Origin of the sequence: Pseudomonas sp. DC3200b2, from assembly GCF_049895785.1 — a bacterium.
Taxonomy (GTDB): domain Bacteria; phylum Pseudomonadota; class Gammaproteobacteria; order Pseudomonadales; family Pseudomonadaceae; genus Aquipseudomonas; species Aquipseudomonas massiliensis.
Genome location: NZ_JAFCTA010000002.1, coordinates 419,174 through 434,268, shown reverse-complemented (window position 1 = coordinate 434,268; position 15,095 = coordinate 419,174). Strand labels below are relative to the sequence as shown.

General features: G+C 63.0%; 7 protein-coding genes. 4 read left to right on the top strand and 3 right to left on the bottom strand.

Going from position 1 to position 15,095, the window contains the following annotated elements; all coding sequences use genetic code 11:
- Positions 1 to 343 precede the first annotated feature (343 nt).
- Entirely contained in the window at positions 344 to 2,002 is a 1,659-nt protein-coding gene (locus tag ACP691_RS07725) for a nitrite/sulfite reductase (RefSeq protein WP_426199144.1), read from the top strand.
- Positions 1,986 to 2,480 carry a DUF934 domain-containing protein gene (locus tag ACP691_RS07720; RefSeq protein ID WP_426199142.1) on the top strand — a complete coding sequence of 165 codons (495 nt, stop codon included), beginning with the start codon at positions 1,986 to 1,988 and terminating at the stop codon, positions 2,478 to 2,480. Before ACP691_RS07725 ends, ACP691_RS07720 begins: the two co-directional genes overlap by 17 nt.
- Here the strand turns inward: ACP691_RS07720 and ACP691_RS07715 are convergent.
- The gene (locus tag ACP691_RS07715; RefSeq protein WP_426199140.1) at positions 2,477 to 7,555 is read right to left on the bottom strand and encodes a dermonecrotic toxin domain-containing protein; all 5,079 of its coding nucleotides are present in this window, start codon (positions 7,553 to 7,555) and stop codon (positions 2,477 to 2,479) included. The genes ACP691_RS07720 and ACP691_RS07715 overlap by 4 nt on opposite strands.
- Before the next feature lie 66 nt (positions 7,556 to 7,621).
- Positions 7,622 to 8,662, bottom strand: coding sequence for a protease SohB (gene sohB, locus ACP691_RS07710; RefSeq protein WP_426199138.1), 1,041 nt, complete (start codon positions 8,660 to 8,662; stop codon positions 7,622 to 7,624).
- A 205-nt stretch (positions 8,663 to 8,867) separates the two neighbouring features.
- Here sohB and ACP691_RS07705 point away from each other — a divergent pair, with 205 nt between their 5' ends.
- Positions 8,868 to 9,563, top strand: a complete 696-nt coding sequence (locus tag ACP691_RS07705; RefSeq protein WP_426199136.1) for a histidine phosphatase family protein — start codon at positions 8,868 to 8,870, stop codon at positions 9,561 to 9,563.
- A 33-nt stretch (positions 9,564 to 9,596) separates the two neighbouring features.
- Positions 9,597 to 9,911 (top strand): SCP2 sterol-binding domain-containing protein, encoded by a 315-nt coding sequence (locus tag ACP691_RS07700; protein ID WP_426199134.1) that lies wholly within the window; start codon positions 9,597 to 9,599, stop codon positions 9,909 to 9,911.
- A gap of 64 nt (positions 9,912 to 9,975) precedes the next feature.
- On the opposite strand, the gene ACP691_RS07695 is transcribed toward ACP691_RS07700, so the two are convergent.
- Positions 9,976 to 15,090, bottom strand: a complete 5,115-nt coding sequence (locus tag ACP691_RS07695) for a dermonecrotic toxin domain-containing protein (RefSeq protein ID WP_426199132.1) — start codon at positions 15,088 to 15,090, stop codon at positions 9,976 to 9,978.
- Positions 15,091 to 15,095: the final 5 nt, after the last annotated feature.

Below are 15,095 nucleotides of genomic sequence, written 5' to 3'. Positions count from 1 at the left end.
TCACCAGAACCACCATGAAGGCGGTTGCCCAGGCATCGATGTGACGGGAAGGCTTACGGGTTTTCACGGATAGATGGCGCATGGTGCATACCTTTATTGTTGTAGGCGCGGCTTGGCCAACACACGGGTCCAATACCTTGGACGTTCGTGCCAGTAAAGCTCATGTTCGAGCACGCTGCCAATCCTCCTATCGGGCTTGGACTGGAAATCTCCATATATCGATTTTGGTTATTTCCTTATATAAAAACTTCGCTTCAGTGGATAAGGCAAAAGGGGTATCTTCCGTCGGCTGAAAATTAGAGTGCGCGACCGTGAGCGCAGACCAGCCTGAAGCAGGACACCTATGTACGTTTACGACGAGTACGATCAAAGGATCATCGAGGACCGCGTCAAGCAGTTCCGTGACCAGACCCGCCGCTACCTTGCCGGCGAGCTGAGCGAGGAAGAGTTCCGGCCGCTGCGCCTGCAGAATGGTCTCTACATCCAGCGCTTCGCCCCCATGCTGCGGGTAGCCGTGCCCTACGGCCAGCTGAGCTCACGTCAGGCCCGCATGCTCGCCCGGATCGCTCGCGACTATGACAAGGGCTACGCGCACATCAGCACCCGTCAGAACGTGCAGTTCAACTGGCCTGCCCTGGAGGACGTCCCAGACATTCTGGCGGAACTGGCGACGGTACAGATGCATGCCATCCAGACCAGCGGCAACTGCCTGCGGAATGTCACCACCGATCAATTCGCCGGCGTAGCCGCTGACGAGCTGGTCGACCCGCGCCCATGGTGCGAGATCGTGCGGCAATGGACCACCTTCCACCCCGAGTTCGCCTACCTGCCGCGCAAATTCAAGATCGCCGTCAACGGTGCGCGTAGCGATCGGGCTGCCATCGAGGTGCATGACATCGGCCTGGAGCCGGTGCGCAATGAAGCCGGCGAGCTGGGCTTCCGGGTACTGGTCGGCGGCGGCCTCGGGCGCACGCCCATCGTGGGCGCCTTCATCAATGAATTTCTCCCTTGGCGGGATCTCATCAGCTACCTGGATGCGATCTTGCGGGTGTACAACCGCTACGGCCGCCGAGACAACAAATACAAGGCGCGGATCAAGATCCTGGTCAAGGCCCTGACGCCGGAAGTGTTCGCCGAGAAAGTGGAGGCGGAGATGGCTCACTTGCGCGGCGGGCCGACTACCTTGACCGAAGCGGAAGTGGAACGCGTGGCCAAGCACTTCGTCGACCCCGCCTATGAAGCCTTGGAAGACATTCCGGCGGCACTGGCTCAGCTGGACGCCGAGCATCCAGGATTCGCCCGCTGGCGCCAGCGCAACGTGTTCGCCCACAAGCGGCCCGGGTACGCCGCGGTCACCTTGTCGCTCAAACCCACGGGCACCGCGCCCGGCGACCTCACCGACAAGCAGCTCGATATCATCGCTGACCTGGCCGACCGCTACAGCTTCGGCTTCCTGCGCACCTCCCACGAGCAGAACGTGATCCTGGCGGACGTCGAGCAGAGCCAGCTGCACGCCCTCTGGCTGGAGGCCCGGGAGGCCGGGTTCGCCACGCCTAACATCGGTCTGCTCACGGACATCATTTGCTGTCCGGGTGGCGACTTCTGCTCTCTGGCCAATGCCAAGTCCATCCCCATCGCCGAGTCGATCCAGCGTCGCTTCGACGACCTTGATTACCTTTTCGATATTGGGGAGATCGACTTGAACATCTCCGGCTGCATGAATGCCTGTGGCCACCACCACGTTGGCCACATCGGCATTCTGGGTGTAGACAAGAAGGGCGAGGAGTTCTACCAGGTCTCATTGGGCGGTAGCGCCAGCCGCGATGCCAGCGTCGGCAAGATCCTCGGCCCATCGTTCGCCCAGGACGACATGGCTGACGTGATCACTCGGCTCATCGATGTATATGTGGAAAAGCGCACCGAAGATGAGCGCTTCATCGATACCTACCAGCGTATCGGCATCGAACCCTTCAAGGAGCGCGTCTATGCAGCGAATCATTAAGAACAACGAAGTGGTGGACGAAACCTGGCATCTGCTGCCCAAGGAAGCGTCCTTCGATGAACTGACCAATTGTGATGACTACATCGTGCCACTGGCGCTATGGCGTGATCACGGTCACGCCTTGAAGGCTCGGGACGGCGGCCTGGGCGTATGGCTGGATTCCGATGAGGAAGCCGAGGAAATCGGCGATGACATTGCTCATTTCCAGGTCATTGCGCTCAACTTTCCGGCTTTCACCGATGGCCGCAGTTATTCCAACGCGCGCCTGCTGCGCGACCGTTACGGTTTCAAGGGAGAATTGCGTGCCATTGGCGACGTGTTGAGGGATCAGCTGTTCTACATGCGCCGTTGTGGTTTCGATGCCTTCGCCATCCGCGCCGATAAAGACCCCTATGAAGCACTGGAAGGCTTGAAGGACTTCTCGGTAGCCTACCAGGGGGCGAGCGACGAGCCGCGCCCCCTGTTCCGCCGCCGTTAAGTTTTCGGTGTCGCCGGCCGGGCCTGATCCAGCCCCAGTAGTTGCCGGGTCAGGCGCAGTGCCAGGGCGTCGAGGGATTCCTCTCGCCGACGGCTGACCCAGTCATAGGCGACCCGGGTCTGCTGGTCGTTGAGCGCAGGCAGCCGCTGGCTGTCCCAGTTCAATTCAGGCAATGCCTCCCGCAAGCCTTCCAGAGCCGAAGGGACCCGCCGGGAGGCGTCGGGCCGCGCATCGTCGTACAGGGCATCCGCCGCTGCCTGCCATCTGTCCTGCTCAGGCTCGAACTGAGCGGAATATGCGCGTTCCAGATACAGTCGGAAGCCAGGCTGGCGCGCCACCCATTGCGCGAAAGCCTCGTCGGTATCCCTCTGCAAGACCTGCGCGCCTACTCGATGCGCGGTGTTGCCGCTCACGCGCGCGTTATATTGCATGCCCCGACTGGGCGGCAGGCTCAAGCCACCTTCAAGTAGCTGGAACAGTCGAAAACGTACCTCTACCTCATCCAGCCCCTGTTCGAGCACCGCGTCCGATATGTCGTCCATCGCATGCAGGGAAGGCGGCGGCAAGTCATTGGCGAGCGCCGTATGCCTGGCAATGCGGCCGCGAACGATGGCCCGGGCGATCTCATCCACCAGGGCTCGTCGCCACAACCCGCGCTGATAGTCCAGCAGTGCACGCATCGGTGCCTCGCCGCCACCTTGGGCATCGATCATCCTGCGCCAGGCCTCGACCTCGAACTCCATTTCGTCCAGCGTAAGAGCGACCCCGTCGCCGCAGGTGCCCTGGGTATCCTGAGCCAATGAAAACAGCCGTTCGCGCAGTTGACTCAAGCCCGGCGGACTGTCTGTGCCTACCTGCAACCAGGTTTGCACGAGGGTCCACGCGCGTCTGCGAGTACTGCCCGGATCGGCGCGGTAATCCGCGGTGTGCACGATGCGGCTAAGCAACCCATAGAATTCCGCCGCCTCCTGTTCCCTGCGCTCGGCACGGATCGAAGCCGCCAACGCTTCAGGACACCCCGTGAGCCATTCGTCCGGGTGCGGGCCCAGGCCTTCATCATCGGAAGACGGGTCGGTGAAGAATTCGATGCTAGCCTGGCGCAGCATGTCGCGGCTTTCTTCGTCCAGCGGATTGCCGTCCAGATTGATCCCACTGCCGTAGTGCGGGGACTCGATATCATCCAGCGCCTGGCGAGCGATGTGGACGAAACGGGTTTCGGACAGGTCTGGCAAGTGAGTCAGCGAATTGGACGATAAATCGATTTCCAATATTCTCGGCGGTTCGCGATTCATCAAGTCGATGAGCCCGGGTGGAAACTCGGCGATCCCGGCGCTGCTCAGGTCCAGGCGGACCAGGCCCTGCATCTGACTCAGCTGGGGCGCCCGTTGCAGCGGGTTGCCGCTGAGATTGAGCTCTTCCAGCGCCGTCAACTGATTGAAAGCGCTGGCGGTAGCCTCATCCAGTGTGATGAGGTTGTAATCGAGTGCCAATGTTCGCAGGCGCGGCAGTTGCCCCAGCCGCTGAATGTCTTCCACAGTCAGGCTCAGACTATTGCCCGCCGCTTCAAGGTGCTCAAGGTCGGACGCCAGGGGCGCGACAGCATCGAGAATCTCGCTCATGGCGTTACGCCCCGTGGCATCGAGAGTGAGCCGCCTTAGCCGCGGGAACTGACCTATGTTGCTGGGCAAGCGGGTGAGTTCGTTGAAGCTCAGATCCAGCCACTGCACATTGGGGAAGCTGGCGAGGAACGCCTCACTGACCTCGCTCAGGTGAAGGTTGACCAAGGCAAGACGGTGCACGTGGTCGAGCCTGACACTCAAGATGGGCAGCTCACTGACGGGCCAGTTGCGCAGGTTCAGGCCATAGCCCGGCCAGCCCATGGCATAGGTGCTCTCGCGCCGTTGCCAGGCTCGCGTGATTTCCCGTGCGATGGCGGTTCTGTGCTCTCTCTCGATATCGGCCTGCTCCGAAGCGGAATCCAGGGCGCGGTTTACCCAGGTATCCAGGTCCAGGCGCAGCCTGGCGAGGTCCGCATTGAGCCGAGCCAAAGCCGTAGTGGCCGCCTCGCCATCACCGAGCGAGGCACGAATCTCCAGCAGCTCCACTTGGGAAACGTCCGGATACAGGCCACGAAGCGCCGCGAGGATCGGACTGATCGCGCCGAGGGGTGTCTCCAGGGAGCGCCCTCGCCCGCTAAGCTCATAACCCACTGCCCCATTGGCCTGGTGGCTCGGTGGGCGGAAGAACGGACGCCGGTCCGCGATCATTCCCAACTGAAGCCGCAGCGCCTCCCGATCAGCGACTGCCAGCTCTACCAGACGGTGACGCAAGCCATCCACGTCTGCGACGCGGACCTGGAATTCCGGTCGATAGGCATCCGGCACTGTCGCGAACAGGGCCTGTTCCAGCGAACCGACCGGGGACAGTTCCAGGCCCTGTGCATCCAGCGCCTGGTAGGCCCGGCCCTGACGGACGATCACCCAATGGGGCAAATCACTGCTTCCGGTGCTATTGAGCAGGGGGCCCGCAAAATGCCCTTCGCGTAGTTCAATGCGCATCGCTGCCGTACCTTCGACAAGATGGGGCCACAGGCCGAAGACCAGACGTTCGCGGTCGGGACTGAAACGCCCTTGCGCCAGCGCGTCGCAGACACGTGTCAGGCGCAATTGTCGCAGGCTCTCAGCCGCCAGCTCGGCGATGGGTAGCGGTACTCGCCCTTCAGCGAGCATCTGGTGCTGCGCTGCGGTTCGACCCGTGAGCAGCGCGTCGAGGGCTTCATCCACAAGGCCTGGAAAGTGACGCCTGAGGGTCTCGCGCGCACTGTCTGTTCCGGTCGACTCCAGCAGCCAACGGTCGATCAGCTGATCGCGAGCCTCCTCCATCGCCTTGGCCCAATGCTGGCCGAGCATCTGACGAACAGGCTCGGCGGGTACCAGCGAAGTGTTTTCCCCAAGCAGGCGTTCGGTGGCAGCAGAGCCCAAGTCTGACAGCACGCGCTGCGCCCAACTGCCATCCTCCATCCGTAGATCGCTGAGCCGTACCGGTCGGGCATCCTCGGTAGAGCCGAAGCGGTGCTCGGTTCCCTGATATTCATAGAGCAGCCCGCGATCCGTGGGCCATCCCGGGGCGGTGGCCAAGCGTTCTACGAATCGGGGTTCCAGCGTGCCAAGGCGCCTGTGGCTGCGCAGGGCCCGGACGGTGGCATCCAAACGCCCCTCCAGCATACGTCTTCTCAGCAAATGAGCGAGAGGGGCCGGCGCCGGCTGATGATCCAGATGAGCCTGGCGCAGTTGACCATCACTGATTCCAGCCAATCGCTGGGCTTGCAGCAAGACAGAGTCCGCGAGGGCCTCGTATGCCGGATCGAAACGCCGCAACAGGGCCGCCCCGGTCCAACGCAGCGGATCTTCATGAGCGAGGCGCCATCCCCCGCGACCATTCCCCTGCACCGTCGGCGCGAAGCCAACCTGTCGGTGGGCGATCAGCCGGGCATGACGAGGGCTGGCGTCGTGTTCAACCTCATGGAATCGCCCCTCGACTTTCACCCAGGCCCGCCCCCGGTGGCGGTAGCGACCGGCCTCATCTGCCCGGACATGTGCCGGCGGCTCCTCAAGGGCCTGATAATCTTCGGGCTCCGGGCGCCACAAGCGGACCTGACCATCCGCGCTGACGACCGGCAGCAGGCGTTCTGCGAATATCCTCGTTTCCGGGCTGGGTTCCGGGCGCTTGCCAAGACCGAGGAAGGTTGCGTTTTCCACGGCACCGAACAGATGGTCCAATGCCGCCTGGGAATCACCGGCGCGCCACGCCTGCACGCCTTCGTAGATGCTATAGATGCCCTGCGCCAGCATGATGCCATCCACTATCAGGTTCACCCCGGGAATGGCCGACCCCACCAGCATCGCCAGGGTAAGACCCAACTGCTCGCCCAGCGCGACCCAGTGGGCATAGCGATCGAGTGTATCGCGACGATCGAGCATGTCCGTGGGTACCGCGGCCCGTGCCGCTTGCGCCAGGCTTTGCTGAGCCCAGAGGCGGTAACAGTCGACGAAGGGGTCCCCGGCCAAGGGCACGGGTGTCCATCTGAGGTGGGGCGCCAGCCAATGGCCGCCCTTGAGTGAATCGTTCAGTCGCTCGACGAATTCAAGCCGGCGTGCCACCGGCACGAAAGTGGCGAAGCGCTTTACCTGCGCAGGGTCTCGCAGCTTTTGCCCAAGCGCCAGGGCCAGGGCCTGAGCGTTGGCGTATTCTGCTACCGGAGCGGTTGAATCGCCGGGGAAATAGACCACCACAGGCCCGATCTGGCCATCGTCCAGCGGCTGAAATACCAGCGGTCCGGCCAGAGGGAAATCCAACAGCTCCAGCCGACAGGCCTGGGCGGGCCTCGCCGGCCCGCTTACAAAGTTCCACCCCGCCAGCAGTGCCCGCCCCGCTGAGCGGAGCTGGCCCTTCAACAGAGCCGTATGGGCCTCCAGCATGAACGCCTTGCGCTGGGCGTCGAAGACGCGCCAACACAAGGACGGCTCGGCTTCCACTGGCTCTGCCCGGCTCGGTAGCGATGCCGGGATCTGTTCCAGAAGTTGCAGACGATAGCGGCCGCCGATGTCCAGTTCGCGGCAGCGCCGAGCGAAGGCGGCAGGCGTTAGCGCAAGCGGCTGAGCGGCATCAGGTTCACCCGTCGCCAAAACGCGAGCGAAGAGGCCGGACCCTGGTGCGTAGGCCGCCTCGTCAGCGTCAGAGGCATGGAAATTCAGTAGCGCGGCCTCAAGTAGCGAGCGCTGACTGGGCGAACGTTGGCCGGCGGGGTCTACCCAATGCAGCACCGCCTTCTCAAGATCGATGCCTGTGCTCAGTTCAGGCGCGAATTCGCTTCGTAATAGCGCCAAGGCGTACTGACGTAGCGTAGGGAGGCTTTCCTGGGCCTGTCGCAAGGCCTGGCGGGCTGAATCGGCGGCTAAGGCAAGACGGTGCCGTTCTTGACGCTGCTCCGGGCTGGCATTCAACAGCCAGTCGGGTAGCCGCGAGACAATGAATGCATGATGAGGGAGGGTGGGGGACGCATGGGTTTCGATCATCGAGGGGCCTCCTTGTGGAAGGCCCTATCCTAGGGCGCCGCGCCTGATGCCGGCGGTAGATAGCGCTTACCAGAACCGTGCGGCCGTCAGCTTGCTCCAGGCGCGGGCGAAGCCGTGTTCCAGCGCACCGCTCGCTGCCAGGCCTACCCGCTCCGGCAGGCTTTTGCGCTCGGCATAGTGCAGATGAAATACATCCGCGGCCCGGGCTCGTTCCGCCAGGTATTCATCGCTGGTCTTGATCTCGTCCACCAGCTTGCGTTCCAGGGCAGAAACGCCCAGCCAGACTTCGCCGGTAGCGACCTCATCGATGTTCAGCTGGGGTCGATAGTGAACGACGAAATTCTTGAACAGCTTATGGGTGACGTCCAGGTCCTCCTGGAATTTTTCACGGCCCTTCTCGGTGTTCTCTCCGAAGACAGTCAGGGTGCGCTTGTACTCCCCCGCGGTATGCAGTTCTACATCGACGTCATGGTTGCGCAGCAGGCGATGCAAGTTCGGCAATTGTGCCACCACCCCTATGGAACCAAGCACGGCGAAGGGGGCGCTGAGAATCTTTTCACCAATACAGGCCATCATGTAGCCGCCACTGGCGGCGACCTTGTCGACACACACGGTCAGCGGTACGCCAGCCTGGCGGATACGCGCCAACTGCGAACTGGCGAGGCCGTAGCTGTGGACCATTCCGCCGCCACTCTCCAGACGCAGCACCACTTCATCGCGCGGCGTGGCCAGGGTCAGCAAGGCAGTGACCTCATGACGCAGGCTCTCGTTGGCGGATGCCTTGATGTCGCCATCGAAGTCCAGAACATAAACCCGGCCCTTGGTCTCAGTCGTCTTGGCCTTTGCCCTTGCCTTACGTTTGGCCTTCTCGTCTCGGGACTGCTCCTTGCGCAGGCGTTTGAGCGCGTCCTTGTCGAATAATGCGCTTTCCAGGCGTTCGCGTAGGCCTTTGTAGAAATCGTTCAAGCGGGTGACCTGTAGCTGGCCACCACCCTTGCGCCGCCCCTTGGCGCGCAAGGAGGCGATGCCGGCCAGTACGATGAGAACAGCGACGACAAGGGTAGCGGTTCGGGCAAGAAAGCCCAGGTATTCGGAGAGAAACTCCACGATGACTCCTGCAGCGGATGGAAAACGTTCACCAGCATACCGATGCGCGTTGCCGGGGCATAGCAGGCTACAAGGGGGGAAGCCGCAGGGAATGAAACGCCCTTTTGAAACGGGCGTATGAAATCACGTTGACACCTGTCGAGATCGCCCCTAACCTGCCGAGCACTCGTTTTGCACGGCAGTGTCACCGCGGGGGACATTCAGCTTGGGAAACCTTTATCTGATTCGGCACGGTCAGGCGTCCTTCGGCGCCGCTGACTACGATGTATTGTCCACCGTGGGTCAACGTCAGGCGGAACTCCTGGGTGACTTCCTTGCACAGGCGGACATACAGCTTCATCGCTGTGTCAGCGGCGGTCTCAGGCGCCAGCAGGACACCGCGCGGCACGCCCTGGCCCGCCTTCCCTACCCTCCCCGATTGGAAACCGACCCCAGGTTCGATGAGTTCGACGCCCAGGGCCTGATTCGCGCCTTGTTACCCGGTTTACTGGATACTGAGCCCGAAGCCGGGCAGATCATGCGTAATGCCGCGCACCACCCCCGCGAGTTCCAGCGCCTTTTCGAGCGCCTGGTCTCCCAATGGCTCGAAGGCGACGTCCCAAGTGCCAGCGAGTCCTGGGGCGCGTTCCTGGCGCGAACCGTCGACGCCGTTACCAGCCTCCTGCGCGCCGCCGCGCCCGGGGAAAACATTGCCGTCTTCACCTCGGGCGGCGTGATAACCGCGCTGCTCCACCGCTATACCGGCCTGGCTCCCAGCGAGGCCTTTCGGCTGAACTGGCAGATCTACAACAGCTCCTTGAATCATCTGCGCTTCAAGGGCTGCGATGTAACCCTGGTGTCTTTCAACGGCCATGCCCATTTGCAACTGGCCCAGGCACCAGAATTGATAACCTGGCGCTAGCGCCATCCTCAGCACTCCTGACAGGACACCCCAATGAGCGACGCAACGAAAGCCATCGAAAGCATGAAAGCCAAGTTCAACCCGGCCGCCGCGCAGGGCCTTGATCTGGTCTTCGGATTCCGCATCGACGAGGACAAGCACTACAACCTGATCGTCAAGGATGGCACATGCGACATCCAGGAAGGCGAGAATCCCGATGCGAACGTTACCCTGGTGATGGACAGCGAAACCCTGGAAGGCATCGTCAGCGGTAACACCGACGGCATGCAGGCCTTCATGCAAGGCAAGCTGCGCGCCGAGGGCGATATGATGCTGGCCATGAAACTGAGCGAACTGTTCCCGGTTTGATGTACTGGCCCGGTCGAAACGCGCCTGAGACGCGTGGGCGTGTTTCGACCGGGGCACCTGGGTATCAGCGGTCAAGGGAATCGGCCCGCTCGACCAGGCGCCTTACGATGTGCAGGCGCAACGCAGCCACCGCAGTATTGCACGCTTCGGCCAGCCGATTGCTGAGGTCGTAAGCTTGTCGTTCGGTCAAGGCAGGATGCGGGGTTTCAGCACTGCGCCAGTCCATAGCGGGCTCCGCCGCTTCCAGCACGGTCGCGCCCTGGGCGCTCAAGGGTTCCTCGGGCTCTTGCGCAGCGGCACGTGCGAGCACATAGGCCAGCGCTTGGTCATAAGGCTCACGCGCGCGTTCGAAGCTGTCCGCGTAACGATGTTCCACCGCCTGCCGCAAGGTAGCTTGGTGGTTGACCAGCCATTGGGCGAAGGCCTCGTTCGAATCCAGCACCTGGACGCGGCTCGCCACCCGCTGCAGCGTCTCTTCCCCGATGATTGCGTCATACAGGCGCTCACTTACCGGTGGAAGGTCCAACCGCGCCTGCAGGCGCTGGCGAAGCAACAGCCGAAGCTCGACCTCATCTACGCTCATTTCAAGCAAGTGATCGGCGATGTCGTCATCCAAGTCAGTGGCTGAGTCTGTCGGTTCCGTTCGGTTGAGTCGCGCCTGTCGCGCGCGAATCAATCGCTGCGCCTGACCATCGAGCAGGGCCTGGCGGAATACCTGCCGCGCCGGACCCAGCGCGGCTATCAATGGCCCTTCTTCTGTCTGATCGGTGGAACGCGCGATGGCCTCCCAGACCCTGACTTCGCTTTCGAACTGGTCGAGCGTCAAGACCACGCCATCGCCACAGGTCGCCCGTGCGTCGGTGGCCATCTGGTAGAGACGCTCACGCAGTTCATCGAGGCCCGGCAGGGCATCCTCCGGCCTGAGGAGTCGCTCCGCCAAATGCCAGGCCCGCTCCCTGACCTCCAGACGTTGTGCCTCGTTGTCGGCTCGAAGGTAGGGCGCCGTGCGTACCACCTGACTCAAGACATCATAAAACGGCTGTGCGGCGCGCTCCTCCTGCGCGGTCAGGATCCGTTCGGCCAACTCCTGCGGACAGCCGTCGAGCCAGGAGGACCGCGCCGGCTCAAGCGCAGCGCCAGGCGCCTGGCGGCCTATGAAGCGAAAACCTGAGTCATGCAACAGGCTGACCGAGCGCGGGTCGAGCGGGTTTTCGTCCAAGATGAACTCCGGGGTACTGCCACTGGCGTCGGCCTGGGCTCGACGAAAAAACGTCGAATCGCGCAGGTCAGGCAGTTGGTGGATGTCATTGCCGCTGAGGTTCACGTAGGTCAGCCGCAGGTCATTGCGTTGCATCAAGGACACGAGCCCTGGGGGAAGCGCCTGCAAGCCGGAGCTCTGGATCGATAGCCAGTTGAGCTGGGTCATGCCTTCAAGGTCCGGAGCGAACGCTAACGGATTGCGGTTCAGTGAGAGCGCTTCCAGGTTTGGCAAACCACGAAAGACGCCCCGGGTCGCGGCGGTCAGTTCCAAGCCAATGCCGGTAAGCTCGAGCAGCCGCAACTGCTGAAACTGCTCGAGCCTGGCAAGCAGGATGTGGTTCGGTACAGCGGGGTTGGACGACAGATCGAGGCAGCGCAAGGTTCCAGCACTGGGCTGCAGCCAATCGAACACCTGCCCCGCTGCGTCCGGGCCAATGTCGCGCAGGTAGATTTCGCGAAGCTGGCCCAACCATGCCGGACCGTGGGGAAGCTCATGCAGGGGATTCTCTTCGATGCGCAGTATCCTGGCATTGGGAAAGCAGGCCAGGAACTCCGGATCGATGCGCTGCAGCCCCATGTCGCTCAGGGACAGCTCCAGGATGTGAGGAAAGCTGACGCTCAAACGCGGCAGCGAGCCGCCGGTATTGAGATAGCTCAGATTCAGGCCGTAACGCACGCCTCGGTCGGAGGGCATGGCGCGAGTGGAAGGAAAACGTCGCTGCCACGCCTGTACGATCAACCAGATGGCGATCTCGCGCGTGGGGGCGATTGCAAGCGCGCCCGCGGCGCCAGCTGAACCACGCCAGCTGTCCAATTCCGACCGCAGCCTGACCAGGTCGGCCTGGCGCCGCGCGAGTTCAGCGCTGGCCATCGGGCCGCTTCCGATTTCCAGACGCAGCCGGCGCAGCGTCTCGCCGTTGGCCTCGGGATAGAGCTCGCGTAGCAGCTGCCCGGTGAGGTCATCCTCGGTGATCGGGGCGCCTCGACCTCGGCCGCTCAGTGCGTAGCCTCGCCGACCATCCAGCAGCCGCGTCGGCGGCCTGAAGTAAGGTCGGGTGTCTGCCGTCATATTCAGGTATCGCCGAACGCGCCCAGAGTCGCTCATGGCAAGCTCAGATAGCTCCCCTCGAAGAGCCGCTGCGTCTTTCCAGGGCAGGCGAGCGCTCTGCCATTCACGACGGACGAGCGCCAGAACAGCCTCCTCCAAGCGATTGTCCACCGGGCCACGCCAATGGTCATGCACTGCCTGATAGCCGCCGGGACGGCGAACGACGATCAACGGCTCACTGCCTACGGCACCGACCCGGTGGACCAGCGGCCCGTCGGGCTGTGCCTCCCTAAGCTCCAGCGCCAGGTTGGCGGGCCACTGCGGGAGGTCGGCGAGGAACCCACACAGCAAGGCATCTCGGTCAGGCGTTACATAGCCTCGGTCGAGCGCTTCCCGCGCGCGGGCGATACGCAGATGCCGCAGCTGTTGCACTGCCTGTTCGGCCAAGGCCACCGGTACTCGGCCGAGCGCCAGACGCTCGCGCTGCGGCGTGGTGCAACCCTGGATCAGCGCTTGGACCATACTGCCCGGCAGCTTTGGGAATTGCCGGGCTAATGCTCCATGAGGCCCATCCTGCGCCCCTGGAGCCGCGGGCGGCTCACTCAACTCATCCAGCAATGCGGCGATGTCGCCAGAAAGCACATCGGCCCAGTGAGCGGCCAGCCGGTGTACACCGCTGTCGGCGTTGGCGCCCAAGCCCAGGCCGGCTATGTCTTGCGAGCTCATTTGCCTGAACAGTGACTCTACCCAGTCGCCGCGCGCCAGCGCCGATGCGCTGAGCTTCACCGAGCGCAGGCGCTCAGGATGCAGTTGCAGCAGGTCGCCGGCGGCAGACCGCAGCTCGATACCCAGCTGCGCGGGCCACCCGGGTACGTTCGCCAACAGACGTACCAGGCCAGGGTCGGCCTCGGGCAGGGAACCTTCCGAGCGCAAGCGACTGGCGAAGCGCTGGAGCCGCAGCGCGCACTGCCGCCGGCGCAATAGGTATCGGGACAGGGCCGGCAGGGGCTCACCCCTTATTACCAGACCCTGCAAAGCGGTATCTTCCAGACCGCTCAGGCGATGGACCAGGTCCAACGCCTCGTCGGGCAGATCCCGGGCAGGCCCCCAGGCCCGCCGGAGCAACTGGACGGGGGTCCATTGGCTGGGTCGCTCATAAGCGGCCCGCCAGCCGCCCTCGCCATTGCCCAACAAGCAAGGCATGTAGCCTCGCTGAGTGGCGGCGGTCAATGGCCGCGCAATATAGGCGGTCGCGTTCGGCCGTACCGGTACCGGCTGGTTATCGAGGTACACCCAGGCCTGGCCGCCCTCGCGCATGAGTCCATTGTCGGCCAGATGACCTGGCCCGAAGGGAATATGAGCGCTGCGCGGAAGATGCGGTGGCCAGAGGCGAACCTGCCCATCATCACAGGCTACCAGCTGCAGGCGAGCGAGAAAGGCTTCGTTCTCCGCTTCCGTCGTGCCGCCCGAAGCGGGCACCATGAATCGCGCATTCTCTGCCGCCCCGATCATGAGCGCGCGGATTCGCCGCTCATCATCGGCCGCCCAGGCCGCTGAAAGTTCGCAAAAACCGCGCACGGTCTGAACCATCGAATAGACAGCGACGATCTCCCCTACACCGGGGATAACCGAAAGGACCAATAGGCCCAACTGCTCAGCTGCATCGATCCATTTCTGGTGCCGCGCCAGGCTAGCCTGACGGTCGATGCGTTCGGTGGATACCGCGGTCACCTGCGCATCGTCCAGGGTCTGTCGAGCCCAGGCCGAATAGCGTTGAGTGAACACGTGCTCCAGGGGCGAGATTTCAATGTACATTTCATCGCGCGCAATGACCGGTTGCCTTTCGAGCAAGCGCTCGGCCAACTCCAGCGCTCGTAGCGGATTGGCGGGCAGGTCCCCATAGTGGTCAAGCAACGTGGTGGGGTCGCCTTCGATGGCCTTGATGAAGGCATCTTCGTACGCCAGGCCCACATAACCCGCGAGAAAGCGTACGTAAGCGGGATGCCCGAGGCGGCTGTCGAGCGCCTGCCACAGCGATGCCAGGTTGGGAAATTGCGCCAAGGGCGCGTAGGGGTCATTAGGAATGTAGAGCAGGCACGGATCGTTCGCCGTCTCGTTTGGTCTGGCGGTGATGACAAGCGCGCGGCTCACGCTGAATCCGCAAATGACCAAGCGCTGCGCCTTGGCCGGTAAAGGCGACTTGGGTCCCACGAAGATCCAGTTAGCCAATAGCTGTTCTCCGGCACCGTCGATACGCCCTTGGAGCTTGGCGATACAGGCTTCGGTCGTCAGGTTGGCTCGATCTGCCCGCATGAATGCATGGGCAAGACGGTCGGCCGGGCCCGCAGGCACGTCAAGCGGCAGTGCAGCGGCCAGAGCTTGGGCAAAGTGCTCGCCCACGTTGGCAACGCGGCAGGCCGCCGCGAAGGTGTGGGGGGCGATGCTCAATTGGCTGCCTGCAACGGGCTGCCCTTGCGCATCCACTCCCCGAAACAGTCCTGAGCCTGGCCCGAAAGCTTCTGCTTTCGCATCCTGCTCGCTGAAGTTTCTTAACACCGCCTGGACAAGGGTGCAAGTGCTCGGTGCGCGCGTACTATCGGGATCGACCCAGTGCAGCACAGCGGTCGCGGGATCAGCGGCGTGCTCGCCAAGATCCATAAGAATGGCGCGCAGACGCTCGGCGGCAAAAAGCTCGTATTGAGGCAAACCCTCCAAAGCCAGCTGCAGTGTTCTTCGCGCCTGCTCTGCTTCAGCATTCAGCGCCTCGAACCGCTCAAGCTCTGGAGCGCTGGCTGTGGCCAGCCAAGTTGGCAAACGCGATCTGATGAAATCCAGCTTTGCGGTGTGGTCCGCGGAACGGCTTAGGCTCATGGTCG